Origin of the sequence: Rothia sp. HMSC072B04, from assembly GCF_001813725.1 — a bacterium.
In the GTDB taxonomy this organism is placed as follows: domain Bacteria; phylum Actinomycetota; class Actinomycetes; order Actinomycetales; family Micrococcaceae; genus Rothia; species Rothia mucilaginosa.
The window spans coordinates 460599-487147 of sequence record NZ_KV813803.1 but is presented as its reverse complement, the minus strand read 5'-3'; the positions used below and the strand labels follow the sequence as shown (position 1 = coordinate 487147).

22 protein-coding genes are annotated in these 26549 nt (G+C 61.0%); 1 reads left to right on the top strand and 21 read right to left on the bottom strand.

Annotation, left to right across the window (positions count from 1 at the left end; all coding sequences use genetic code 11):
- Positions 1-103: 103 nt before the first annotated feature.
- The 12 genes from rapZ to pyrR all read right to left on the bottom strand — a co-directional run bounded on the left by rapZ (position 104) and on the right by pyrR (position 14184).
- Positions 104-1018, bottom strand: coding sequence for an RNase adapter RapZ (gene rapZ, locus HMPREF2928_RS06285; RefSeq protein ID WP_012903502.1), 915 nt, complete (start codon positions 1016-1018; stop codon positions 104-106).
- 314 nt (positions 1019-1332) lie between these two features.
- Entirely contained in the window at positions 1333-2772 is a 1440-nt protein-coding gene (locus tag HMPREF2928_RS06280) for a bifunctional phosphopantothenoylcysteine decarboxylase/phosphopantothenate synthase (protein WP_070687751.1), read from the bottom strand.
- 31 nt (positions 2773-2803) lie between these two features.
- Complete coding sequence (gene rpoZ, locus HMPREF2928_RS06275; RefSeq protein WP_070687749.1) at positions 2804-3262, bottom strand: DNA-directed RNA polymerase subunit omega; 459 nt, start codon at positions 3260-3262, stop codon at positions 2804-2806.
- 267 nt (positions 3263-3529) lie between these two features.
- Positions 3530-4087, bottom strand: a complete 558-nt coding sequence (gmk, locus tag HMPREF2928_RS06270; RefSeq protein WP_005505951.1) for a guanylate kinase — start codon at positions 4085-4087, stop codon at positions 3530-3532.
- A 41-nt stretch (positions 4088-4128) separates the two neighbouring features.
- Positions 4129-4509, bottom strand: a complete 381-nt coding sequence (gene mihF / locus HMPREF2928_RS06265; protein ID WP_005508715.1) for an integration host factor, actinobacterial type — start codon at positions 4507-4509, stop codon at positions 4129-4131.
- A gap of 443 nt (positions 4510-4952) precedes the next feature.
- Positions 4953-5828, bottom strand: a complete 876-nt coding sequence (gene pyrF, locus HMPREF2928_RS06260) for an orotidine-5'-phosphate decarboxylase (protein WP_070604310.1) — start codon at positions 5826-5828, stop codon at positions 4953-4955.
- Positions 5828-9148 (bottom strand): carbamoyl-phosphate synthase large subunit, encoded by a 3321-nt coding sequence (gene carB, locus HMPREF2928_RS06255; protein WP_005505946.1) that lies wholly within the window; start codon positions 9146-9148, stop codon positions 5828-5830. The genes pyrF and carB overlap by 1 nt, the downstream gene beginning before the upstream one ends.
- On the bottom strand, positions 9149-10336 hold the full coding sequence (carA, locus tag HMPREF2928_RS06250; RefSeq protein WP_049327218.1) for a glutamine-hydrolyzing carbamoyl-phosphate synthase small subunit: 1188 nt from the start codon (positions 10334-10336) through the stop codon (positions 9149-9151).
- A 165-nt stretch (positions 10337-10501) separates the two neighbouring features.
- Entirely contained in the window at positions 10502-11041 is a 540-nt protein-coding gene (locus HMPREF2928_RS06245; RefSeq protein ID WP_005508722.1) for a PH-like domain-containing protein, read from the bottom strand.
- A 144-nt stretch (positions 11042-11185) separates the two neighbouring features.
- Entirely contained in the window at positions 11186-12487 is a 1302-nt protein-coding gene (locus tag HMPREF2928_RS06240) for a dihydroorotase (protein ID WP_070687747.1), read from the bottom strand.
- 30 nt (positions 12488-12517) lie between these two features.
- The gene (locus HMPREF2928_RS06235) at positions 12518-13519 is read right to left on the bottom strand and encodes an aspartate carbamoyltransferase catalytic subunit (protein WP_070687745.1); all 1002 of its coding nucleotides are present in this window, start codon (positions 13517-13519) and stop codon (positions 12518-12520) included.
- The gene (pyrR, locus tag HMPREF2928_RS06230) at positions 13516-14184 is read right to left on the bottom strand and encodes a bifunctional pyr operon transcriptional regulator/uracil phosphoribosyltransferase PyrR (protein WP_049345471.1); all 669 of its coding nucleotides are present in this window, start codon (positions 14182-14184) and stop codon (positions 13516-13518) included. The genes HMPREF2928_RS06235 and pyrR overlap by 4 nt, the downstream gene beginning before the upstream one ends.
- Positions 14185-14572: 388 nt before the next feature.
- Here pyrR and HMPREF2928_RS09275 point away from each other — a divergent pair, with 388 nt between their 5' ends.
- On the top strand, positions 14573-15295 hold the full coding sequence (locus HMPREF2928_RS09275) for a hypothetical protein (protein ID WP_070687740.1): 723 nt from the start codon (positions 14573-14575) through the stop codon (positions 15293-15295).
- Positions 15296-15617: 322 nt separating this feature from the next.
- Here HMPREF2928_RS09275 and nusB read toward each other — a convergent pair whose 3' ends face one another.
- From nusB to alaS, 9 genes are all read right to left on the bottom strand, one after another.
- Positions 15618-16028: a transcription antitermination factor NusB gene (gene nusB / locus HMPREF2928_RS06220; protein WP_005505934.1), complete on the bottom strand. Its 411-nt coding sequence runs from the start codon at positions 16026-16028 to the stop codon at positions 15618-15620.
- Positions 16028-16591, bottom strand: a complete 564-nt coding sequence (gene efp / locus HMPREF2928_RS06215; RefSeq protein WP_005505932.1) for an elongation factor P — start codon at positions 16589-16591, stop codon at positions 16028-16030. Before efp ends, nusB begins: the two co-directional genes overlap by 1 nt.
- A 214-nt stretch (positions 16592-16805) precedes the next feature.
- The gene (gene aroB / locus HMPREF2928_RS06210; protein WP_005505930.1) at positions 16806-17933 is read right to left on the bottom strand and encodes a 3-dehydroquinate synthase; all 1128 of its coding nucleotides are present in this window, start codon (positions 17931-17933) and stop codon (positions 16806-16808) included.
- Positions 17934-17958: 25 nt separating this feature from the next.
- Positions 17959-19497 (bottom strand): shikimate kinase, encoded by a 1539-nt coding sequence (locus HMPREF2928_RS06205; RefSeq protein WP_070687738.1) that lies wholly within the window; start codon positions 19495-19497, stop codon positions 17959-17961.
- Positions 19497-20714 carry a chorismate synthase gene (aroC, locus tag HMPREF2928_RS06200; RefSeq protein ID WP_005508730.1) on the bottom strand — a complete coding sequence of 406 codons (1218 nt, stop codon included), beginning with the start codon at positions 20712-20714 and terminating at the stop codon, positions 19497-19499. The genes HMPREF2928_RS06205 and aroC overlap by 1 nt, the downstream gene beginning before the upstream one ends.
- A gap of 119 nt (positions 20715-20833) precedes the next feature.
- Complete coding sequence (locus HMPREF2928_RS06195; RefSeq protein ID WP_070687737.1) at positions 20834-21769, bottom strand: shikimate dehydrogenase; 936 nt, start codon at positions 21767-21769, stop codon at positions 20834-20836.
- Positions 21770-22077: 308 nt separating this feature from the next.
- Positions 22078-23271, bottom strand: coding sequence for an endolytic transglycosylase MltG (gene mltG / locus HMPREF2928_RS06190; RefSeq protein ID WP_070687734.1), 1194 nt, complete (start codon positions 23269-23271; stop codon positions 22078-22080).
- Positions 23268-23831 carry a Holliday junction resolvase RuvX gene (gene ruvX / locus HMPREF2928_RS06185; RefSeq protein WP_012903482.1) on the bottom strand — a complete coding sequence of 188 codons (564 nt, stop codon included), beginning with the start codon at positions 23829-23831 and terminating at the stop codon, positions 23268-23270. Before ruvX ends, mltG begins: the two co-directional genes overlap by 4 nt.
- Positions 23832-23833: 2 nt before the next feature.
- Positions 23834-26521, bottom strand: a complete 2688-nt coding sequence (gene alaS / locus HMPREF2928_RS06180) for an alanine--tRNA ligase (RefSeq protein ID WP_070687732.1) — start codon at positions 26519-26521, stop codon at positions 23834-23836.
- Between the last annotated feature and the right edge of the window lie 28 nt (positions 26522-26549).

The following is a 26549-nucleotide window of genomic DNA, read 5'->3' as shown; positions in this document are numbered from 1 at the left end:
ACCTCACATACCCGGAAGGAATGGTATGCCGGCCCCACGGTGTGCGGGGCCGGACGGCGGCTAATGAAACACGACGCGGTGGTTGGGACGCGCCGGGAAAAACTTACTCGCGGCCCTTGTCACGGTGCTGAACATTCACGTTCAGCTCACCGAAAGCAGAGAGACGACGAGCCAGTTCCTCCGTCACAGCCACGGAACGGTGCTTACCACCGGTGCAGCCAATTGCGATGGTGGCGTAGTACTTGCCCTCACGGCGGTAACCTTCAAGCACGGGGCGAAGAGCCGCAAGGTAGTTGCTGATGAACTCCTCGGTGCCTGCGTGCTCCAGCACGTAGTCGCGCACCGGGGCGTCCTGACCGGTCAGGGGGCGCAACTCCGGAACCCAATGCGGGTTCGGGATGAAACGCATATCAGCCATGTAGTTAGCGTCCGAAGGCGCACCGTACTTGAAGCCGAAGCTCATCACGGTCAGGTTCAGCTTCTTATCCGCACCCTCAGCGAACATTTCACGCACGGTACGAGCCAGCTCGTGCACGTTCATGCCGGTGGTGTCAATGGTGCGGTCAGAAGCGAGGCGCAGACCTTCGAAGAGAGTGCGTTCAGCGCGGATACCGTCGAGGACGCGGCCCTCACCCTGCAGCGGGTGCGGGCGGCGCTGAGCCTCGTAGCGGGCAATAATGGTCTCGTCCTTGGCGTCAAGGAAGAGCATGGAGAAGTCAATATCGGACTTGCGCAAAGTCTCAATTGCAGCGGGCAAATCAGAGAACAGGGCGCGGGCGCGGACGTCAATACCGAGCGCCACCTTCGGCACTCGCGCACCGTCGCGGGTCACCAAATCAGCCAGGGAACCGAGCATCTGCGGCGGGATGTTATCGATAACGTACCAGCCCTCATCCTCCAGTACGTTTGCGACGGTGCTGCGGCCTGCACCGGAAATACCGGTGATCACCAGAATCTGAGGACGCTCCTCACTCTGGGCGGGCTGTACCGTGGCGGGCTTGCTCTGATTCTCGGGCATGGTGCTTCTTCCCCTTCAACGCGAAATACTCTCTATGCCATGATACTAGACCTTTATCTGACGGTTCAGGGGTACGGTCAGAAATTTCACCACTATGACAGAAATATGAGATGCTCCCCCGGCGGAAGCCGAAAGGAAAGAAATCCCGGTCACAAATCCCTGCGCATAATGCTCTCCAAGGGGGTCCACAGAAGGGGGTCGCGGCTGAGCTACGGAGGGTACAGCAAAGCCCGCACGATACCTCCTCGCAGGAAATACCGCACGGGCTCCACACTATGAACGTTCCGAAATTTTACGCGGAAACGCAGGTTACATTAGGCAGAAAGCTCCGGCAAGAAAGCCGCCACATGCTCCAACAGACGCACCGACAACTCCTTCTTCGAACCGGAGAACACCGGCGCCTCATCATTCAGAGTCGACAGCAGCGTAATCGTGTTATCGTCCGTGCCGAAACCACGATTCACACCCACCGTATTGACCGCCAGGAAGTCCGTGCCCTTACGCTGCAGCTTCTCACGACCCAGCTCCAACGGAGTCTTCTCCGCCGAACCGGTCTCCGCCGCAAAACCAACAATGAGCTTCGGACCGAGGGTGCTCTCCCCTGCCTCACGAGCCTGCTGGCGGCGCACCACGACCTCACGCAGAATATCCGGGTTGCGCACCAGCTGAATCACCGGCGCATCCTCAGAATCGGCGCTCTTCTTAATCTTGAACTCGGCAAACTCGGCGGGCCTAAAATCAGCCACCGCCGCAGACATGATCAGCACATCTGCCGCCGCGCTCGCCTCAAGGGTCGCCTCGCGCAGCTCCAGGGCGCTCACCACGCGGGTCACCTGCACACCCTCCGGCGCAGGAACCTCAAGGTTCGCACCAATCAGGTGAACGGTCGCGCCCAGGTCGCGTGCCGCCTCCGCGAGCGCCACACCCTGCTTGCCGGTCGAACGGTTGCCGAGGAAACGTACCGGGTCCAGCGCCTCACGGGTGCCGCCGGCGGTAATGACCACGAGGCGACCAGCCAGAGGACCACGCAGCGATTCGGATGCGCCAGTTGCCTGGCCCGAATCAACCTGACCAGGCTCAACCTGGCTCGAATCACCCTGACCCAGCAACGCCGAAGTCAGCGTCGCCGCACGCGCCGCCGCCAGACGCTCCTGCTCCGTGCCCGTGTACAGGGGCTCGGTCGGCGCGTAACCGGGCGTGTACACCGGGTGCACCTGGCCCTTCGGGAAGCGCTTAATCACATCCAGCGCCACCGCGAAAATGTCCTCCGGCTCAGGCATACGACCCGGGCCAGAATCCGGGCCGGTCAAACGCCCAATCGCAGGCTCAATCACGTGATAACCCCACGAACGCAGAGTCTGCACATTCGCCTGAGTCGCCGGATGCTCCCACATCTGAGTGTGCATCGCGGGCGCCAAAATCACCGGGGCGTGCGTGGTCAACACGGTAGAGGACAGCAAATCATCGGCACGACCAGCCGCCAAACGAGCCAGCAGGTCGGCGGTCGCCGGGGCAATCACCACAGCGTCAGCCTTCTCAGCCTGACGCACATGGTTCACCTCCGGCACGCGGTCAAACACGTCCGTTGAGACGGGGTTGCCGATCAGCGCCTCCAGCGTGGGAACACCCACAAACTTCGTCGCGTTCGGGGTGGGCATGGCGATCACCTCGTCGCCATTCTTCGCAAAAAGACGAAGGAGCATCGCCGCCTTGTACGCAGCAATGCCCCCTCCAATACCAACGATAATGCGCATGGTACGTCAAAGAATCCTTGTAAAAAGCAGATTACTCAGCGGACTCGTCGAGGATAACCTCTTCGATAGCAATAACCTCTTCGCTACCTGCGGGGATGTACTCCTCCTCGATAGCGCCAGAGAACTCAGCCGCGCTGAAATCGATTACAGCGGACAAATCCTCGGGCATCGGGTAGCCGTCCTCATCGAACTTAGCGTCCGGGCGGTGCTCCGCCACAACACGGTCAGCAATGATTTCACGCATTGCCACCGACAGGGACTTCTCGTTCGACTCAGCGTCAACCAGCGGGCCAACGTGCGCAGCAGTATTGTCCTGCAGGTTAGCGTAGTACGCGTTAATCTGGCGTGCACGGCGGGCACCGAAAATCACCAGGCCGTACTTGGACTCCGCCTTCTCAATCAGCGCGTCAGCGCTGGGGCTCACGATGCCCTCGGGAGCGACACCGTCAACGAAGTTGTAGTCCTCGTGTTCCTTGATTTCGTTTGCCACTAAAAACTCCAAATAGCTTGATGGAATGTACGTACCGAACGCCCCCGCACACCGTTCGCGCTATGGCGCAAACCGGGCACACTGAGGGCACGGTCAAAACTAAAGAACTATTCTACCCTCTCAACGGCTAAAACGCACGTACCAGCCTATATAAAAAGGTGGGGGCCCGAAGAAAACTCTTCGAAACCCCCACCCTTCACAACGCCTCACGGCAGAACTACAGGTCGGAAGAAACTCTAGCCCCACCGCAAACGCAAAGCATGCAGATTAGGCGGCGCCGATCAGCTCAGCAATCTCCTTCGCCGCACGCTCAACAGAGTCGTTGACGACCGTGACGTCAAATTCCTTCTCAGCAGCCAACTCAACCTTCGCGGTTTCAAGGCGACGAGCTTGCTCCTGCTCACTCTCGGTACCTCGACCCACCAGACGCGACACCAGCTCATCCCAGCTCGGAGGAGCCAAGAAAATCAGGCGAGCATCAGGCATGGTCTCGCGAATCTGGCGAGCACCCTGCAGGTCAATCTCAAGAATCACCGGGCGGCCAGCATCCAGAGCCTCCTGGACCTTAGCGCGCGGAGTACCGTACTTGTTCTTACCGTGCACCACAGCGTACTCAAGCATCTGACCGTCAGCAATCATCTGGTCAAACTCTTCCATCGAAACGAAATAGTAGTGAGTACCGTCAACCTCACCGGGGCGAGGATCACGAGTAGTAGCGGAAACAGAGAACCACACGTTCGGGTAGTTCTCACGAATGTACTGGCACACCGTACCCTTGCCAACAGCAGTGGGGCCAGCCAGTACGGTGAGAGTCGGCTGAGACATAGCTTCCTTACTGCGCCTTCATCGGCTGAAGGCACGAGGTATTAGGACTGAGAAGACTCGGAAGACTGACCAGCAGTCTTACGACGTGCACGGTTCAAATACCGCGAATTACGGTTGAAGTACTCCACCATCTTGCGACGCTGGTGTACACCAAGGCCGCCAAGGCGGCGAGTCGGTGCAATATGAAGTTCTTCAATGATGCGTTCAGCGCGAACGGCACCAATGCCCGGAAGTGCGCGCAGCATCTGCCCCACCGGCATTTTAGCCAGTGCAGGGTCGGAATCGACCATATCGAGCACCTGACGCACGGAAAGTTCACGTTCACTCAGTGCACGCTTAATTTCCTGGCGGTGTGCTCGGGCAAGTACTGCCTTCTCGCGGGCGGAGGCGCGCGCATCCTCAGTTAGCGGAGTCAGCGGCATGGTTGGGTCCCCCATTTCTGCGAGTTATAGAATTTTACTTATCAACTAATGTAACACGGATAGCACGAGAGCCCTCGTTCCACCCGCGGCACTCACCCTCGCACCAACAATGCGTCTACGCACGTCAGCACGTAAATATCAGGGAGTACCTCTATAGCATAGCGGAGTATTCGCCCTATCAAAAGCGGAACCGCGGGCGTGAGTCTTGACGGAAACACACTCCCCCACTACAGAGGTGAGAAAACTCGCATCGGCGCGAGTGTGTGGCGGCAAAATTATGCATGCGGATGTACCCAAAAATTGCGATAAAACACCCAAAACTGCCGCGCTACCGGCACAAACTACCAATAGAAAAACCAGGCACGCAAAAGGGGGCGCGCACCCCGAGCAGACCCTCAACAGAATCCACCCGGAGCACACACCCCTCTCACGCAACACGCGAACTATGCGCCGCGGGCCGCCAGCAGGTCATCACGAGCCGCCTGCGCAGCCTGCGCCAAACCCTCAACCGACGGGCCAGCAGCCAGCACGCCACGGCTGGAATTCACCAGCACCTGCGACTCCACACCCGCGAACACACGGTACAGGTCAGCGGCCGAGGCACCCTGAGCGCCGTAACCGGGCGACAGAATCGGGCCGTTGAAGGAACCCAGGTCAATACCCAGGTCAACCAGCGCCTGACCAACGGTCGCGCCAACCACCAGGCCGCACGGGCCCATCTGCTCCCACTGGCGGGAAGCATTCTCAGCGGTAGCCGCAGCGATAATACGCTTAGCCACAGCGCCCCCAGACTCGCCGGAATGACCAGACTCCGACGCGCCCACGTGCTGAACGCTCTTACCCTCAGGGTTCGAGGTCAACGCCAGCACGAAAGTGCCGCGGTCATTCTCATCAGCCAAATCCAGCGCCGGACGCAGCGACTCAAAACCCAGATACGGGCTCAAAGTCACCGAATCGGTACCCAGCGGCGACGAGGAGCCGAGCCACGCATCCGCGTACGCCTTCATGGTTGAACCGATATCGCCGCGCTTAGCGTCAGCAACAATCAGCACACCATCAGCGGCAGCGCGGGCGAACAGTGCCTCCAGCACAGCAAGACCAGCCGAACCGTGACGCTCAAACAGCGCCACCTGAGGCTTCAACGCCGCCGCAAACGGGGCGCAACCCTCATAGACCGCCTCAGTAAAAGCAGCCAGACCGGCAGCAGAATCCTCAAGACCCCACTGCTCCAGCAGGTTCGGATGCGGGTCAATACCCACACACAGCGGGCCGCGCTCCGCCATCGCCTTCGCCAGACGATCACCAAAAGCAGCGGACATTACGCCTCGCCACCCTCAGAACGAGCATCCACAGCGGCAGCCAGCTGAACGCCGTGCTCCTGCAGGCTCATGATGTCCCAGCTGTGCTCACGCAGAGCATTAATCGCCTGAACAGCCGCAGCGAACTCAGAAATGGTAGTCATGACCGGGCAGCCCACCGAAACCGCAGCGGCACGAATCTCGTAACCATCGCTACGAGCAGCACCACCGGCAGGGGTGTTCAGAATCAGGTCAATGTCACCGTTGCGGACCATGTCCACAATCGAGTGGTCGCCGTTCGCCTCAGCGAACTTCGAAGCCACAATCACCGAGTTCAGGCCGTTACGGCGCAGAATCTCAGCGGTACCACCGGTCGAAACGATCTCAAAGCCCAGCGACTCCAGCATCTTCGCGTAAATAATGACGTTACGCTTATCGTGGTTAGCCACCGAAATGAACACCTTACCGGAGGTCGGCAGCGGCGAACCAGCACCAGCTTGAGCCTTAGCGAACGCGGTGTCATAGTGCTTATCCAGACCCATGACCTCACCGGTCGAACGCATCTCCGGGCTCAGCAGCGAATCCACCACAACACCCTCCGGGGTGCGGAAACGAGCGAACGGCAGAACCGCAGCCTTCACAGCAATCGCGGTCTCCTCCGGCAGGGATGCGCCATCCATGTTCGACGGCAGGTAGCCCTCAGCCTTCAGCTCAGCAATGCTCTTACCCAGACCAATCAGCACAGCAGCCTTAGCCATCTGCACGCCGGTAGCCTTCGACACGAACGGAACAGTACGAGACGCACGCGGGTTCGCCTCAATCACGTACAGGTTCTCAGACACGTACGCGAACTGAATGTTAATCAGACCGCGCACACCGGTGCCGCGAGCAATCTTCTCGGTAGCGTCCTTCACCTTCGCAATGATGTCCGGGCCGAGAGTAATCGGAGGCAGAGTACAAGAAGAGTCACCCGAGTGAATACCGGCTTCCTCAATGTGCTCCATGACGCCACCCAAGTACAGCTCCTCGCCGTCGAACAGGGCGTCAACGTCAATCTCGATAGCGTCCTCAAGGAACTTATCAATCAGAGCAGGCTGCGAAGGCGAAACCTCGGTAGCGTTCTCCAGGTAGCGAGCCAGGTTCGCCTCATCGTAGACGATTTCCATGCCACGGCCGCCCAGCACGTACGAAGGACGAACCAGAACCGGGTAACCAATCTCATCAGCGATGCGCTTAGCACCCTCGAAAGTGAACGCGGTACCGTTCTTGGGCGAAATCAGGCCGCCCTCCTCCAGCACGCGGGAGAACTCGCCGCGGTCCTCGGCCAGGTCAATAGCCTCGGGGGTGGTGCCCAGAATCGGCACGCCCGCATCCTTCAGGGCACGAGCCAGCTTCAGCGGGGTCTGACCGCCCAGCTGAACGAACACGCCCATCAGACCGCCGGTACGACGCTCCGACTCAACAATCTCAAGCACATCCTCAAGGGTGAGCGGCTCAAAGTACAGGCGAGTCGAAATATCGTAGTCAGTCGAAACAGTCTCAGGGTTGCAGTTGACCATGACGGTCTCGTAACCGAGCGAGCGCAGCACCAGCGAAGCGTGCACACAGGAGTAGTCGAACTCGATACCCTGACCGATACGGTTCGGGCCCGAACCCAGAATCATAATCGAGGGCTTCTCGTGGTGCGCAACCTCATCCTCCAGGTCGTAGGAGGAGTAGTGGTACGGAGTGAACGCCTCAAACTCGGCTGCACAGGTGTCAACAGTCTTGAAGACCGGGCGGATACCCAGAGCGTGGCGAACACCGCGCACAACATCCTCAGAAGAGCCGATAATCTCAGCAATCTGAGCGTCCGAGAAACCGTGACGCTTAGCCAGCTTCAGGGTCTCCGGGTCAAGGTTGTCACGCTTAGCGTGAACCACGCCGGCAACCTCATTCAGCAGCACCAGCTGATCCAGGAACCACGGGTCAATCTTGGTAGCCTCGTGCAGCTGCTCCACGGTAGCACCGGCCAGCAGAGCCTGCTGAACCTGGTAAATACGCTGAGTGGTCGGAACCTTAGTCTTCTCAATCAGCTCAGCCAGCTCAGCCTCAGACAGGGACAGCGGCTTGAACGAGAAGGACGCGCCCTTCTGCTCCAGCGAACGCATCGCCTTCTGCAGAGCCTCAGTGAAGTTACGGCCCAGAGCCATAGCCTCGCCAACACTCTTCATGGTGGTGGTCAGGGTCGGGTCAGCAGCCGGGAACTTCTCAAACGCGAAGCGCGGAACCTTCACAACCACGTAGTCGAGGGTCGGTTCGAAGGACGCCGGGGTCTTCTGGGTGATATCGTTCGGAATCTCATCCAGGGTGTAACCCAAGGACAGCTTGGTCGCAATCTTCGCAATCGGGAAGCCGGTAGCCTTCGACGCGAGCGCCGAGGAACGAGACACGCGCGGGTTCATCTCAATGACGATGATGCGGCCGGTCTTCGGGTCAATCGCGAACTGGATGTTACAACCACCGGTGTCCACGCCAACCTCACGAATCACGTTGATCGCGATGTCGCGCAGCTTCTGGAACTCACGGTCGGTCAGGGTCAGCGCGGGTGCCACGGTGATGGAGTCACCGGTGTGCACGCCCACGGGGTCGAAGTTTTCGATGGAGCAGACGACCACGACGTTGTCGTTGGTGTCACGCATCATCTCCAGCTCGTATTCCTTCCAGCCGAGGATGGACTCCTCCAGCAGGACCTCGCTGGTCGGCGAGTACTGAATACCGGCACCGGCAATACGGTAGAGGTCTTCCTCGTTGTACGCCATACCCGAGCCGAGACCACCCATGGTGAAGGAGGGGCGAACCACCATCGGGTAGCCCAGCTCCTTAGCGGCTTCCAGCGCCTCCGGCATGGAGTGAACAATCACCGAGCGTGCAGACTCACCGCCGGCGCGCTCCACCACGCCCTTGAATGCTTCACGGTCCTCACCGAGGTTAATCGCCTCAATGTTCGCGCCGATCAGCTCAACATTGTACTTGGAGAGCACGCCGCGCTCATCCAGGGAGATTGCCGCGTTCAGCGCGGTCTGACCACCCAGGGTCGGCAGGATTGCGTCCGGCTTTTCCTTCTCGATGATCTTCTCAATCACCTCGGGGGTGATGGGTTCAATGTAGGTGGCGTCCGCGAACTCGGGGTCGGTCATGATGGTTGCCGGGTTCGAGTTCACGAGGATGACGCGCACGCCCTCCTCCTTCAGCACGCGCAGCGCCTGAGTGCCGGAGTAGTCAAATTCCGCTGCCTGACCGATGACGATGGGGCCGGAACCGATGACGAGGACGCTATTAAGGTCAGTACGACGAGGCATTTATGCTTCCTTTGCAGTCTTGGTTGCGACCATCAGGTCGATGAAACGGTCAAAGAGGTAGGCGGAATCGTGCGGGCCCGCAGCAGCCTCGGGGTGGTACTGCACGGAGAACGCGGGGATGTCCTTACAGGTCAGGCCCTCAACCACGTTGTCGTTCAGACCCACGTGGGAGACCATGACCTGACCGAACTCGGCGTTCGGTGCGGTCACGTAGTCACCAATCGGCGCGTCCACAGCGAAGCCGTGGTTCTGCGCGGTGATTTCAACCTTGCCGGTGGTCTTGTCCATGACCGGCTGGTTGATGCCGCGGTGGCCGAAGGGCAGCTTGTAGGTGCCGAAGCCCAGGGCGCGGCCGAGCAGCTGGTTACCGAAGCAGATGCCGAAGAACGGGGTGCCCTTACGCAGCACGCCCTGTAGCAGCTCAACCTGCTCGTCAGCGGTTGCCGGGTCACCGGGGCCGTTGGAGAAGAACACGCCGTCAGGGTTGTGGGAGTAGATGTCCTCGAGGGTTGCGCTTGCGGGCAGCACGTGCACGCGCACGCCACGCTCAGCGAAACGCTGCGGGGTCATCGACTTGATGCCCAGGTCCAGGGCGACGATGGTTGCGACCGGGGGTGCGAACCAGTTGAACTGGTGCGGCTCAACGGTGTACGCGGTGTCAACCGAAACGGAGTCAGCGAGCTTACGGCCAGCCATCGGCTCGGAGGCGCGCACCTCCTCCAGCAGTTCAGCTTCGGGGCGTTCTGCGTGCTCACCGGAGAACACGCCCGCACGCATCGAACCGCTTGAACGCAGGCGGCGGGTCAGGGCGCGAGTGTCAATGCCCTGAATACCGACGATGCCCTGCTCGATGAGCTCTTCGTCGAGGGTGCGCTCAGAACGCCAGTTGGATGCCACACGTGCTGCGTCGCGAACCACGTAGCCGGCAACCCAAATCTTGCGGGACTCAGCGTCGGTGGTGTTCACGCCGGTGTTGCCGATATGGGGAGCGGTCTGAACCACAATCTGACCCGCGTAGGAGGGGTCGGTCAGGGTTTCCTGGTAGCCGGTCATACCGGTCGAGAAAACCGCCTCGCCCAGGGACGCGCCGGTTGCGCCGTAGCCGTAGCCGCGGTAGACGGTGCCGTCCTCCAGGACGAGCAGCGCGCGGTCCGTACGCAGGGCGCCGGATCGTGTCATGTCAGTCATGCTCTTCTTCCTTTTCTCTGGTGTTCTCCCCCGCTTCCTGTACGGCCTCTACCGTGCAGGTTCCGGGGTAGTCTATGGTGCCTTCGGCGGGTGTTCGCCTGACCTCAGGCAAAATCTATGGGTGTGGGTGCGCAGTGATATTGCACCGCGATATTGCACCGGGTTTTAGGCTTCCGGTTCTGCCGCCCACTTCTCGGGCGCATCCACAGCGTTCGGGGCGATGCGGCGCAGCTCCCGCAGTACCGCCTGCTTGTCCTCGGCGTAGCGGGTGCGGAAGCCGGTCTGCACGCGGTGACCGTCCAGGGTCCAACCAATCACGACCAGGCCGTTCTTCTCCACAACCTTGCCCGCCATACCGCGGTCGGTGGTGATGACTGCGAGCTTCTTCGCCGGAATCCACAGGTCCTTCGCGCCGTTACGGGTGAAGATGATGCTGTCCGGGTAAATCAGCAGGGTGGACTTGCTCTTGAAGCCGAGCGAATCGAAACCCACACGGTCCAGCCAGTTACCGAAGATCGTGGTGCTGACGTACTCGCCCTCGAAAGCGGCGTCAGCGGTCATGCCCTCGTAGCGTTCGGGAACTTCCTTGAGGGAGCCGAACATGTTCGCCTGGCGTGCCAGGCGCGAGCGCCATCCGTGCCACATGCCGTAGATGCACAGGGCGACCAGGGCGATGCAGATGACGGCGGTCAGGAACTTTCCCACGAAGGTTCTCTCTTTCGGTTAGGGTCTCGGTCGATGATCTCGGCCTGGGTTGGTGAGGTTGGGGGCGGTGCTCCCGGCGAGGCGGTGGCAGGCGTGAACCTACCACCGCCAGGCACGGTCACCACGTACGTTCGCCTCGCGGGTTTAGCGGCGCGGGGTTGCCAGCTCGCCGTTCAGCACGGTCGGGTGGCCAGCGTAGAAGGTTGCACGAATCGAGCCGGGCACCTCCATGTCGCGGTAAGGGTTGTTCTTACCCTTGGTTGCCTGCTCCTCCGGCTTGATGACGCGGGTTGCCTTCGGGTCGACCAGCACAATGTTTGCCGGTTCTCCTTCGGCAAGCGGGCGGCCCTGCTCGTGGTCCAGGCGACCGATCTTCGCGGGCTCCTCGGAGAGGATGCGTGCCACATCGCGCCAGGTAATCATGCCGGTGTCAACCAGGGTCATCTGGATGATGGACAGTGCCTGCTCCAGGCCGGTCATACCGTTCGCGGCGCACGCCCACTCGCATTCCTTGGTCTCTGCCGGGTGCGGTGCGTGGTCGGTACCGATCACGTCGATGATGCCGTCAGCAACAGCCTGACGCAGCGCCATGACGTCCTCTTCGGTGCGCAGCGGCGGGTTCACCTTGAAAATCGGGTCGTAGGTTTGTGCGGTCTCGTCGGTGAGCAACAGGTGGTGCGGGGTTGCCTCCGCGGTCACCTTCACGCCGCGGGACTTAGCCCAGCGCACAACCTCAATGGAGCCCTTGGTGGACAGGTGGCAGATGTGCAACTTGGAGTCCAGGTGCTCAGCCAGCAGCACGTCGCGGGCGATAATTGCCTCTTCAGCGACGGCGGGCCAACCGGCAAGACCCAGGTCAGCGGACACCTTACCTTCGTTCATCTGGGCGCCTTCGGTCAGGCGCGGCTCCTGCGCGTGCTGCGCAATAACGCCGTCGAAGGTCTTGACGTATTCGAGGGCGCGGCGCATCACGGCGGGGTCGTACACGCACATGCCGTCGTCAGAGAACACGCGCACGTTCGCGGTGGAGTTCGCCATGCCGCCAATGTCGGAGAGGCGCTCGCCCTTCAGGCCCACGGTCACTGCGCCGATGGGCTGCACGCGGCACCATGCGGATTCCTTGCCGAGGCGGTCAACCTGCTCAACGACTGCGGCGGTGTCTGCCACGGGCATGGAGTTTGCCATGGCGAACACTGCGGTGTAGCCGCCCAGGGCTGCTGCGCGGGTGCCAGTCTCGACGGTTTCGGATGCCTCGTAACCGGGCTGACGCAGGTGGGTGTGGATGTCGACCAGGCCGGGCAGCGCCACCTGGCCTGCCGCCTCGACGACCTGTGCGTCTGCGGCGTCAATGTTCTCTGCGATGCGACTAATCACGCCGTCCTCGATGAGGATGTCGGCGACCTTTTCGCCGTAGAGGCTTGCGCCCTTGATCAGGTACTTGCTCATGGTGTTGGTTCCTCTCGTTAGGAAGGTCGTTTAGGATTCGTCGCCGGCGTAGAGCTTGGCGCTGGAGCCGTCGGTCAGAAGCAGGTAGAGCACCGCCATGCGCAGCGCCACGCCGTTGCTGACCTGGCGCAGGACCCAGGAGTTGGTGGCGTCGGCGGCTTCGGTGCAGATTTCCAGGCCGCGGTTCATGGGGCCCGGGTGCAGGATTGCGACCGGCTGCGGCTGTGCCTGCAGGGTTGCGAAGCGTTCGGCGGTCAGGCCCCACAGGTCGGTGTACTCCTCTGCGGAGGGGAAGTACGCGGCGTTCATGCGTTCCTTCTGGATGCGCAGCAGCATCACGGCGTCGGGGTTGGTGGCGATGGCTTCGTCGAAGTCGTGGAAGATTTCCAGGCCTGCTTCTTCAACCCAGGAGGTGGTGTTCAGCGGCAGCAGGGTCGGCGGTGCGACGAAGACGACCTGCGCGCCGAGGGTGGTCAGCAGCCAGAGGTTGGAGCGTGCCACGCGCGAGTGCAGGATGTCGCCGACGATGAGCACACGCATGCCGGACAGGTCGGTGCCGCGGGGGCTGTCGAGGCCGTCGCGTTCTGCCTTGTACTGGCGCAGGGAGACGGCGTCGAGCAGTGCCTGGGTGGGGTGTGCGTGGGTGCCGTCGCCCGCGTTGAGCACGGGGATGTCGGTCCAGCCTGCCTCGGCGAGGCGCTGCGGTGCGCCGGATGCCGAGTGGCGGATCACGAACGCATCCGCGGCAATCGCCTTGAGGGTCTGCGCGGTGTCCTTGAGCGACTCGCCCTTAGACACGGAGGAGCCAGATGCAGAGAAGTTGGTGACGGCGGCGCCCAGGCGCTTCTCCGCGGCTTCGAAGGAGAGGCGGGTTCGGGTGGAGTCCTCGAAGAAGAGGTTGACGACGGTCTTGCCGTTGAGCACGTTAAGGGTGCGGTTTTCGGCTTTGACCTGCGCCATGTAGTCGGCGACGTCAAGGATTTCGATGGCTTCTTCGCGGGTTAGTTCGCGGGTGTCGAGCAGATGCTTCATGAGAGCCCTCCCAGCTGGATAATGTCAACTCGGTCTGTTGCGTTGTCGGTTTCAGTCAGTACGACGCGTACGGTTTCGCTGGCGCTGGTGGGCAGGTTTTTGCCCACGTGGTCGGCGCGGATGGGTAGTTGCCGGTGTCCGCGGTCTACGAGGACTGCCAGGCGTACGAGGGCGGGTCGTCCGTGGGCGTTGAGTGCGTCGAGGGCGGCGCGTACGGTGCGGCCGGAGTAGAGGACGTCGTCAACGAGGACTACGGTTTTGCCTTCAATGCCGATGGTGGGCATGATGCTTTCCCCTGCGGTGTCTGGGGAGGTGGTGCCGCCGGTTCGCTGGTCGTCGCGGTAGGCGGTGATGTCCAGGGCGCCGATTCGTGTTTCTGCGTTGAAGTTCGGCTCGATGGCTTGGATGCGGGCTGCGAGTCGTACGGCGAGGGGCACGCCGCGGGAGCGGATGCCGATGAGTACGAGGTTTTCTACGCCTTTATTGGTTTCAATAATTTCGTAGGCGATGCGGGTGAGGGCGCGGCGGATTTCGTCCTCGCTGAGGATGGTGCGGCCGACGGTGGTCGCGTCCTCGGAGGTGCTTTGAGGGGTTGCCGAATGGGGGGCTGCGGTTAGATTTCGCCCCTGATTCGCGCCGGATGTGGGTACAGTTGACCCAGGCATAGCCGTCTCCTTCCCCGCCTCACGGGACGGATTTAAAGGTTTTGTGCTTCTAGTAGGGTACCACAGTTCACAGGCTACGTTCAGGTTCGGCGAGAGACCGCTCACGGTGAGGGGGCTGCAAGAATATTTCAGAGAATTAGGCACGGTGCAATAGGTGGAGCCCCCACCTGCATGCCGATATGTGCCCCTGTGTACATCTCGGGACACCTTTACCTGCACTGAAATGAATAGAAAATTGGCAAAATGAACAAATAATACGCCGGGGTGTGTGCTCTGTGGATATATGTTAGGGTAATGGCATCAACCGATAACATTCCGCTGAATTCCACACGTTGTTGCGTGGATAATTCAGCGGTTTACACAACCACACACCAGAAAAGAACTAACAATGATGTTTAACCGTAGTTCTATTGCCGCGCTCTCTGCGGCAATGATGCTCACCCTGTCCGCATGTTCCGGCGGCGCGCAGGTCAGCGCAGAATCGAGCGCTTCCACCTCCGCGAGCGCTGAATCGGCAAGCGCGGAAGCTTCTGCAACTCCCACTCCTTCACCCACTCCGACGGGTTATGAGCCCGTGCTGATTCGTGCGAACGTTGATTTGGATAACCCGTCGAAGGAAGCAGCAGATGCGACCCTCAAGGCTGCATACGATGCGTTGGAACAGTACCGACTCATTTGGAATGCATGGATGCATGGGAGCATGGAGCACACGAGCGATGAAGAGCTGCTCCGATACGTGCATAAAAACTTCCTGGAAGACACAAAGGAGGAAGTGGAGAATATTCAAAAGTTCACAGAAGAAAACCACGGTCCTATTAAGGGCGAAATTGCCTTCAATAACATCGATCCAGTCACCTATGGAACCATGAACGACGATGGTTCTGTCTCATACAACACCGGCGCAACCATCACGTTCTGTGAAGACTGGAGCAACGTTCGCTCTGCTGAGGGTAAGAAATTTAAGGACCCGCAGCTAACGCGACGGGTCTTTGTTGTTCGCCGTTCTGAAGATAATGCGTTTGTTGTTATCAAGTCTGAGACCCTTCATAACGGTTGCGGAGACGAAGCAGACGCTACGAGCGAGGCGACCGCATCCGCTCAAAGCAAGTAGCTGATACTGCACGAGGCGCATACCGGGCACGCGAGGCGGGGGCTCCGTCCTCAAGGCGCTCAGCGCCGCAGAGGGGGCACTCCCCCGCCCGCGTTGTCCGGTGAAGCCTCGCCTACCTTCCAAACCACGCGAGCGCATCCACACCAAATGCGGAACCCAACGCAGAAGCGCGCCAACCGAAGAAGCGTAGACACAGAAAACCCCCGCCGTCCTGTAGCGAACTACAGCACGGCGGGGGTTTCACGTACGCTTCCCTGCGGGCGCATCCTCAAACAGCGAACCAACCAGCTACGGGCTGGCGGGCAGGCCGCGGCGGGACGTCTTACGCGAGCAGGGTCGGCTTCACCTGACGGAGCTTATCCAGCAGACCGTTCACGAACTTCGGAGATTCATTCGTGGACAGCACACGCGCCAGACCGACAGCCTCAGAAATTGCGACAGCATCCGGAACTTCGTCATTGTACAGAAGCTCCCAAGTGCCAATACGCAGCACGGCACGGTCCACGGCGGGCATACGCTCGAAGGACCAGTCACGGGCGTAAGTCTCCACAAACTCGCGGATCTCTTCGTCGTGGTCGCGGACGCCACGAATGATTTCCTCAGAGTAAGCAGAGATCTGCGCTACCGTGTACAGTCGGCGGCGGCGGAGTACCTCAATATAATCTTCGTTGCGCTGATCCGCCTCGAAGAGCACTTCGAGGGCGCGCAATCGGGCTTTCGTACGCGAATTCATTAGTCGTTCACACGACCGAGGTACTCACCGGTGCGGGTGTCAACCTTGACCTTGGTGCCGGTCTCCAGGAACAGGGGAACCTGGATCTCGTAGCCGGTCTCAACGGTTGCGGGCTTGGTGCCGCCGGTGGAGCGGTCGCCCTGCAGGCCGGGCTCGGTGTAGGTGATTTCGAGGACCACGGATGCGGGCAGCTCGATGTACAGGGGGCTACCCTCGTGCATTGCGATGGTTGCGGTCTGGGATTCGAGCATGTAGTTTGCTGCGTCGCCGACAACGGTTGCGGGAACGTTGATCTGGTCGTAGGTCTTCATGTCCATGAAGACGTAGTCGTCGCCGTCCTGGTACAGGTACTGGTAGTCGGAGCGGTCAACGGTTGCGGTTTCGATCTTAGCGCCAGCGTTGAAGGTGCGGTCGACGACCTTGCCGGAGGTAACGTTGCGCAGCTTGGTGCGGACGAATGCGCCACCCTTGCCGGGCTTAACGTGCTGGAACTCAACGACGGACCAGAGGTTGCCGTCAATCTTCAGGACGGCGCCGTTCTTAATATCGGTAGTGGATGCCATGGGGCTCTCCTTCGTGTCATCGACGCTCACGCCGTAGTGGTACCCGGCGAGGCGCTAAGTTTTCAATGAGCAAAAATATGTCCCGTACATTCTACAGGATGCGCACGAGTTTGCCTAGCAGGGGCGTCACAGTTTTTCTGTGGCACCCCGCCCGGCTGCCGCGTATGAGCAAACACGCGCCGGGTGCATCCGGTGATTGTACGGGACTCATCACCTACTCGGTAATCTCCTGGTAGGTCATGTACAGGATCGAGTCGTCCGGCACCTCGTAGACGCGCGGGCGAGCCAGACCGTCAAGAATGATGAAGCGCAGCAGGTTGCCGCGTGCCTTCTTGTCGCGGCGCATTGCTTCGAGCAGCTGGGGCCATGCGTCTGCCTTGTAGGAGGTGGGCAGGCCCAGGGATTCGAGGATGCGGCGGGTGCGTGCCACGAGTTCTTCGTCGGCGTGGCCGGTTGCCAGCGCCAGTTCGGCGGCGTAGACCATGCCGACGGACACTGCCGCGCCGTGACGCCATTGGTAGCGTTCGTTGCGCTCGATGGCGTGGGCGAGGGTGTGGCCGTAGTTCAGGATTTCGCGGCGGCCGGATTCTCGCAGGTCCTCGGAGACGACCTCCGCCTTCACGCGCACGCTGCGTTCAATGAGTTCACGCATCACGGCGGACTGCGAGTCACGTACGGCGTTCGGGTTCGCCTCGATCAGGTCGAGGATTTCGGGGTCTGCAATGAAGCCGCACTTGACGACCTCACCCATGCCGGTCAGCAGCTCATGCTCAGGCAGGGTGCGCAGGGTACCGATCTCGCAGAGCACCGCTGCGGGCGGCCAGAACGCGCCGACCAGGTTCTTACCCTCGGCGGTGTTGATGCCGGTCTTACCGCCCACGGCAGCGTCTACCATGCCGAGCAGGGTGGTCGGAATGTGAATAACGCGCACGCCGCGCAGCCAGGTTGCCGCGACAAATCCGGCAACGTCGGTAATGGCGCCGCCGCCCACGGAGATGATCGCGTCGGTGCGGGTGAAGTCGTTCTGACCGAGCACCTGCCAGCAGAACGCCGCCACCTGGTAGTGCTTCGCCTCTTCAGCGTCCGGGATTTCGGCGCTGAACGATTCGTAGCCCATGGCGCGCAGGTCTTCCATGACCAGCTCACCGGTGGAACGCAGGGCACGCGGGTGAATCACGAGCACCTTCTTGGTGCGGTTGCCCAGAATTTCGGGGATTTTACCGAGCAGGTTGTGGCCGATGAGAACCTCATAGTTCTCACGCGGGGAGCTGCCGGTCACCGGGATGCGGGTGATATCTTCCGCGCCGGAGGCACCGAAAGTGGGGGTGGGCTGAGTGCTCATCATGTGTCCTTTCACAGGTGAGGGGTTATGCTTGGGGGCGCTGCGCGCGGGAGGCGCGGGTTGCGGTCACGTACGCCTGGATTTCGGCGGTCATCTCGGTGATGGGGCGGCCGCCTCGTGCGTCCAGGGTGAAGTGCGCCAGCTCTTCGTATCGGCTGCGGCGGCGCTCAAAAATTTCGGTCCACCGCTCGACCGGGTTCGGCTGCAGCAGCGGGCGGGTCTTATTGCCGGTAATGCGCGGGGTGACGGTGTCAGCATCAACGAGGATGTACACCACGCATTCGTCCTTGAGCAGCTCCGCGACCGAGTCGGTCATGGGCGCGCCGCCACCCAGAGAGAACACCGTGTTGCGGTACACGGGCGAGGTGAGGACCTCTTCGATGGTTTTGCGTTCGAGCTCGCGGAAATACGCCTCACCAAAAATCTCGAAAATTTCGGAGACTTCGCCGTAGCGTTCGACGATGAGCTGGTCGGCATCGAGGAACTCGTAGCCGTAGAAACGCGCCAGGTGCGTACCAATGTAGGTCTTACCTGCCGCCATGGGGCCAATGAGCACAATGGGGCGGGAGCGTTCCGCGAAGTTCTCGTGCATTTCACGCACCTGCTGCGGGTGGATGCGAGCGCCGGCGGACTCGTCTTCTGCGAGCGCCTCTGCGGGGACAGCAAGCTCTGTGGGTGCCACAGATTTAGCCGGGGTTGCGGGCAGCTCGGAAGCGTCGAGGGGCTTCTCCCCCGCATGGTTCTCTTCTTCCGCGGGGGGCGCGGCAGGTTCGGTGGGCGCAGCAACCTGAACTTTGCCGAACAGCGCCGGGGTCGGACGGACCGGCTTGGCGGGTTCAGCCGCGGGCACAGCTACGGAAGTTTCGGGCACAGCTACGGGGGCTGCGGGCGTGACCGGTACAGGCTTGGGTTCAGCCTTCTGCACGGGTGCAGAAGCGGTAGCGCTCTCCCCCGCCGCCTCTGCAGGCTGAGCCTGTTTCGGAGGTGCCGGCTTGGGCGCGGCAGGCTTAGGCACGGCCGGTTTTGGAGCTGCGGGCTTAGGTGCTTCCGCTTTTGCGGGTTCCTTGCGGGGTTCCTCTTCAGCGGTGCCCATGCCCTGCAGGGCGCTGAGCAGCTTCAGGCGCAGGTCCTCGTCCAGGCCGAGCGCCGGGTCGGCGTCCTCAGATACCGAGGAGGCGTACAGGCGCACACCCTGCGTGCTCGCCGTAGCGGCGGCGGGCAGGGGACGGGCGCCAGAACGCATCAGGTCAGCGGGGGTGGGCACGCGAGAAGCCGGGCGCACAGAAGAAACTGACGCGGAAGAAACCGATGCGTCAGCCTCATGCGCAGCCGTCTCACGAACCCCAGTGCCCGCAGCCTCAACAGCCTGCTCAGCCGCAGCAGATACACCGGATTCTGCGCCGGGTTCCGGGCGCGGCGAAGCGCCCCCTCGCGCACGCTGCGTCGCCGCAGCAATACGCGCAAGGGGGCTCGAAGCGACCGGGCGAACACCCTGCTCCACAGAAACCTCCCCGGAACCGCGACCCTTAGCGCCGCGGCCCTCAGACTCTGCCGGAAGGGGCACTACGCGTCCCAACCAGCCACGTTAGACTCCCACGCCAGAGACGCCGGAATAGCGTCCAGGTAGGAATCCATGTTGCGGCGAGTCTCACCAATCGAGTCGCCGCCAAACTTCTCCAGTGCAGCCTCAGCGAGCACCAGGGCGACCATAGCCTCCGCCACCACGCCGGCGGCGGGAACAGCACACACGTCCGAACGCTGGTGGTGGGCGCGAGCCTCTTCACCGGTGGAAGTGTCAATGGTCTTCAGAGCCTTCGGCACGGTCGCAATGGGCTTCATTGCCGCACGCACACGCAGCAGGTCGCCAATGCTCATGCCGCCCTCAATACCACCTGCACGGTTGGTATCGCGGGTAACGCCGTGCTCACCAATAGAAATCTCGTCGTGAGCGGCAGTGCCCGGGCGGTCAGCGGTCGCGAAACCGTCGCCAACCTCAACGCCCTTAATCGCCTGAATACCCATCAGCGCTGCAGCAAGGCGCGCGTCCAGGCGGCGGTCCCAGTGCACGTACGAACCCAGTCCGGGAGGCATACCGTACGCGAGCACCTCAACCACACCGCCGAGAGTCTCGCCGTCCTTGTGCGCCTCGTCCACGCGCTGAACCATCGCGTCGGAGGTTGCCTTGTCGAAGCAGCGCAGCGGGTCAGCATCCAGCTGGTCAACGTTGCGAGGCGAAGGCACCGGGGCGCCCTCGGGAGCGTGCACGCCACCCACAGCCACGGTGTGAGAAACCAGCTCAACACCCAGAGCCTTCAAAATCTGGGCGGCAACCACGCCAAGAGCCACGCGGGTTGCAGTCTCACGCGCGGAGGCGCGCTCCAGCACCGGGCGAGCCTCAGAGAAGTTGTACTTCTGCATACCCGCAAAATCGGCGTGGCCGGGGCGCGGACGAGTCAGCGCAGCATTACGCGCACGACCCTCAATCAGCTTCGGATCCACCGGGTCGGAGCTCATCACGTCAGTCCACTTGGGCCACTCGGTGTTCGCAATCTCAATCGCGACCGGACCGCCCTGAGTCAGTCCGTGACGCACACCGCCCAGGATGCGCACGCGGTCCTCCTCGAACTTCATGCGGGCACCGCGGCCGTAGCCGAGGCGGCGACGAGCCAGGGCGTCACGCACCATGTCGCTGGTGAGTTCCACACCGGCGGGTACGCCCTCAATAATGCCGACGAGCGCCTCGCCGTGGGATTCTCCGGCAGTGAGCCAACGCAGGGCCATAAGTTAACCTCTTTTCATCGCACCCGCACCGCAGCGCAGGAGGAAGGAATAATAATTCTTCACGTGTATAAATAGTGTATAAAATGCCTGTTTACTGAGCGAGTGAAAGCACGCTTTTTTCACGAAACGGAAGCACGAGGCGCAAGATCAACCGCCGCGCACATCGCATTGATTAGACCCAGCAGTTCGGCGGGCTGCAGTTCACGGCCGGTAAAGAGCAGAACCTGCTCCACCGCCTGATACAGCAGCATCTCCAGACCAGAAACCACCGTGCCGCCGTTAGCCTCCCAAGCGCTCGCCAGCACCGAAGGCCACGGGTTATACGCAACATCGAGCAGTACCGGCTGGTGTGTCGCGGAGGCGCCCTTCAGCCCGCTCAGCTGGCTCGCCCACTCATCCGCCGCATGGGCAGGAAGAGTAGACACCACCGGGTGATGACCGCGTTCAGCAAGGTTCTGCGGCAGCTCAGCCAGGGAAATCTGCTCCAGCTGAACACCCAGGCGGTCCGCCGCCTCCTGCACGCTAGCGAGCTTATGCAGCGAACGGGCGTACACGCTCACACGGGAATACCCCAGCTGATGCAGTGCGGTCAGGGCGGAAATAGCGGTCGCTCCCCCGCCCACAATCGCGGCAGAATCCTTGAGCGGTTCCGGTTCCAAACCGGCGTGGCGCAGCGCGTTCACAATGCCGATCACGTCCGTGTTATCGCCCAGTACCTTCTCACCGCGCGGATACACCGTGTTCACCGCACCGGTCACGCGGGCAGTCTCGCTCAGCTCATCGCAATACTGAATGACCGCGGTCTTCAACGGCATCGTCACCGACAGGCCCGCAATATACGGGGCGTCCTCCGTACCCTTCGGGTGACGCACACCGTGCATAATCTCCGGCAGGTCATCGGGCAGAGTATCGCGGCGATCATAACCCAAATTCTGCTCACCCAAAAAGTCATACGCGGCACGATGCAGCGCAGGCGACAGCGAATGCGCAATAGGGTGCCCCAGCACGTAGGCGCGGCGAAGATACGGGGCTTCGCGGTACGGTTCAGTCTTCATCGATAGATACTCTCTCGCTCTCAACGCTGGGGAACGCTCTCAACACTCAACGCTCGGGGCTTGCGGGCTTGCGGACACGCACGCCACGAACCCGCGGTCATAGGCGCACTCTACCCATTTTAAGGGACAAACCAATATTCAGGTATAGCCCAAAAACCGAGCACCCCCAACAACCGAGCACTCAGCATCCGGGTACAGCAAAGGCGGGTACCTCCCCCACTCTCGTGGAGGCGGTACCCGCCTCAGCAAGGAACCTTCACGCCGAAGCTACCAAATCGTAGCTACCAGCTAAACCAATGAGCTACAACTTAGCTACAGCGGTTCGGGTGCTTAGAACACCACTGGTTGTACTCTTCAACGTAACGCTGGTGCTCAGCGTACGTGCGGGAGTACTTAGTCTCACCGGAGTCCAGGTCCACAGTCACCCAGTAGTAGTACGGGTTCTTCTCAGGAGCCGCAGCAGCCTTAATCGAAGCCAGCTGCGGGGAACCAATCGGACCCTTCGGAAGACCCTTATTCGCATAAGTGTTGTACTTATTGCTCTTATCGGCCTTCTGCTCCTCAGTCAGGTGGTACGAACGGACACCCAGACCGTAGGTCACGGTCGCATCCGACTGAATCAGGCCGGAGGTCTCACCGTCGGGGTTGTTCAGGCGGTTCTCAATGATGCCTGCAACCGCCACGTAGTCCTTCGGCTGAGCCTCAAGCTCCACGATGGAGGCGATGGTCAGCACCTCGAAGGTCTTCTGGTCGCCGCTCACGCCGGCTTCCTTCAGGTCAGCCTTGGTCTTATCAACCATGGTCTGAATGACCTTCTTGATGTCGGTGTCCTTCGGGAAGCGGTACTCACCCGGGTGCAACCAACCCTCAATCGAGGGGAAGTTGCTCGGCACACCGTACTGGGTGTAGTTGCTGACCGCGTCCTCAACCTGCTTGCGGGTGAACGCGCCATCGGAGCCAGAAACAATCAGGTCGATGGTCTCGCTCACGCGCTTACCCTGCGGAATCGCCAGGTACAGTACGTTGCTGTTCGCATCAATAATGGTCGTAATCGCGCTCGAGCTGCTCATGTGCTGCTGCAGTTCATAGGTGCCAGGCTGCAAGTACTTACCCTTGCTCTCCTTGGTGTACACCTCAAGGAACTTATCAGCATCAGCAACCACGCCCGCTGCCTCAAGCTCCTGCGCCACCTGCGCGGTGGACTGGCCAGAACGAATCGTGAAAGTCACGGTCGTACCATTGCCGCCACCCGAGTAGTCACGAGTCTTGAACGGGTCATAGCGAGTAATCAGGGCACCCGAAATGATGACCAGAGCCACGACAAACAAGGAAATTGCGCTCAGCATGATGGCGCGGCGGCGGCGCTTACGCGCACGCAACGTAGCCACCGACACGATTTCCTGTTCCATCGTGATGCCGGTGATGCCCTTACGTTCATCCTCGGCTGTCGGCCTAAAGAGGTCGAGCCCGCTCTCTTCGGGCTGTTTATTCTGTTCGGTCACTGAAGGTTCTCCGTTTCGTTGACGGCACCGACCGTGGTCCCTTCTGACTCGGACGGTCGGTTTTCTTCGTGGGCCGGATCGCTCACCTTGTACCCGGCTACGGACTGCCCCGCCTTGAGGGCATCCAGACTGTACTGCAAAATGTTCACAGCCGCCACCTGGTCAACCATAGTCTTGAAATCTCGGCTGGAAACCCCAGCCTCGTGCAGTGCACGGTGAGCGCTCACGGTGGTGAGTCGCTCATCCACCAGCCAAATGTTAATGTGTGTTTTCTCTTCGGCATCCAGCTCGGAGCGCAGAGCCTGCGCGTACTCCCGAGCCATTTCCGTGGAGGGAGAATCCCCACCACGCATGGTCTTCGGAAGCCCGACGAAAACCTCCACCACCTCGTTCACCTCAATCAGCTTACGCAAAACACGGCGGTCAGAGTTCTTCTTCGCGTCGCGGCGTAGCGTCTTGAGCGGGGTGGCGAGAATACCGTCGGGGTCGCTGAGGGCGGTGCCGACGCGGGCGTTACCCACATCGACACCCATCCGCACTCCGCGCTGGAATTCTGCCATGTTTAGGCCTGAGCCTGTGCGATAGCGTCGCGGACAGCGTCCAGTGCAACACCAATCTTGGATGCGTCCTGGCCACCACCCTGAGCGACGTCGTCCTTACCGCCGCCACCGCCGCCGAGAACACCGGCAGCGACGCGGACCAGAGCGCCAGCCTTCACGCCAGCCTCACGAGCACCCTCGTTGGTTGCCACCAGGACGACGGGGCGGCCATTAGCCACACCCACCACGGCGACAACAGCGGTCTCGGAGCCGAAGCGCGAACGCAGATCCAGAGCCAGCTCACGAACGCCGTTAGCGTCCAGCTCGCCAGCGTCATGCGCCAGAACGCGCACGGAACCGATGGTCTGTGCGTTCTCCAGCAGCTTGCCAGCCTCAGCCTGCAGCTTCTCGCGGCGCAGCTGAGCCAGTTCCTTCTCAGCAGCCTTCAGCTTAGCCAGAGTCTGGTTAATCTTCTCGGGCAGATCAGCGGAAGACTGAACCTTCATCAGGCCGGTCAGCTGGTTCACCAGGGTACGCTCAGCAGCCAGGTGGTTGAAGGAGTCCAGACCCACCAGAGCCTCAACACGGCGGTTACCGGAGCCAACAGAGCCCTCGGTCAGCAGGGTCAGGGAGCCAATCTCAGCGGACGAACCAACGTGGGTACCACCGCACAGCTCGCGGGAGAACTCGCCGCCGATTTCAACAACACGCACCACATCGCCGTACTTCTCACCGAAGAGGCTCATAGCGCCCAGAGCCTTAGCCTCAGCAATCGGCATCTCACGAGTAATCACCTCGTGGTTATCGCGGATCGCGAGGTTAGCAACCTCTTCAACCTCACGCTTAGCGGACTCGGACAGACCCTCGCCCCACGCGAAGTCGAAACGCAGGTAGCCTTCCTTGTTGAAAGAGCCACGCTGAGTAGCCTCGTTGCCGAGCACCTGGTGCAGGGCAGCGTGAATGATGTGGGTACCGGAGTGTGCCTTCTCACCGTCGCGGCGGCGCTGAACGTCAACCTGTGCCACAACATCGGCACCGGTGTGAACCTCACCCTCACGCACAACGGCGCGGTGAACGCTCAGACCCTTCACGGGCTGCTGAACGTCCTGAACGTCAATGATGAAGCCGTTGCCGGTAATGACACCGGTATCAGCAGCCTGGCCACCGGCTTCCGCGTAGAACGGGGTCTCGTCCAGAACAACCTCAATCTTGTCGCCAGCCTTAGCGGCGGGCACGGAAACGCCGTCCACCAGGATTGCACGCAGCTTAGTCTCAGTACGCAGCTCGGTGTAACCAGTGAAGATGGAGCCGCGCTCGTCCACGAGCTTACGCAGCTCGGACAGGTCAGCAAACGCGCCCTTCTTCGCCTTAGCGTCAGCCTGCGCACGGTGACGCTGCTCAGCCATCAGCTCGCGGAAGGACTTCTCATCCACCTTCACGCCAGCCTCAGCAGCCATCTCCAGGGTCAGGTCAATCGGGAAGCCGTAGGTGTCGTGCAGAGCAAACGCCTCAGCACCAGAAACAGCGTTGGAGCCGTCCTTCTTAGCCGCGGCAACAGCCTCTTCCAGACGCTCAGTACCGGTCTCAATGGTGTGCAGGAACGCCTTCTCCTCAGCGTACGCAATGCGGGAAATACGCTCGAAGTCGTCACCCACGTACGGGAAAGCACCCTTCATCGCATCACGCGAAGCCGGGAACAGCACGGGCAGGCAGGGCTCAGTCACGCCCAGCAGACGCATCGCGCGAATCGCACGGCGCATCAGACGGCGCAGAATGTAGCCGCGACCCTCGTTGGAGGGGGTCACGCCATCAGCAATCAGCATCAGCGAGGAACGGATGTGGTCAGCCACCACGCGCATACGCACGTCATCCTCGTAGCCCTCATCCTCAGCGGACTCAGAGCCGTGGTACTTCTTACCGGACAGCTTAGAAGCAGCGTCCAGAACGGGGCGAACCTGGTCGGTCTCGTAGAAGTTCTCAACACCCTGCAGCAGCATGGCAAGACGCTCAACGCCCAGACCGGTATCGATGTTCTTCTTCGGCAGATCACCCAGAATCTCGAAGTCATCCTTACCGATGCCCTCGCCACGCTGGTACTGCATGAACACAAGGTTCCAAATCTCAATGTAACGGTCATCGTCAGCCGCCGGGCCGCCTTCCTTACCGTACGCGGGGCCACGGTCGTAGAAAATCTCCGAGTCGGGGCCTGCGGGGCCGGGCTGACCGGTGGACCAGTAGTTTTCCTTCATGCCCATACGCTGAATACGCTCAGCCGGGAAGCCCACCTTGTTGTGCCAAATGTCGAAAGCCTCATCGTCACCCTCATAAATGGTGACCCACAGGCGCTCCGAATCCAGGCCGAAACCGCCCTTATCCTGAGGGGTGGTCAGCAGCTCGTAAGCAAACGGAATCGCCTGCTCCTTGAAGTAATCACCAAACGAGAAGTTACCAGCCATCTGGAAGAAGGTACCGTGACGCGCAGTCTTACCGACCTCTTCAATGTCCAAGGTGCGGATGCACTTCTGCACGCTGGTCGCGCGGGAGAACGGAGGGGTCTCACGGCCCAGGAAGTAGGGAATGAACGGCACCATACCGGCGATGGTGAACATAGCGCCGGGCTCGTTCGAAATCAGCGATGCCGAAGGCACCACAGTATGGCCGCGGGAAGCGAAGAAATCGATCCAGCGCTTAGAAATCTCCTGTGAGAGCATCTCGTTCCTTAGAGTAATCTGTGCGAAA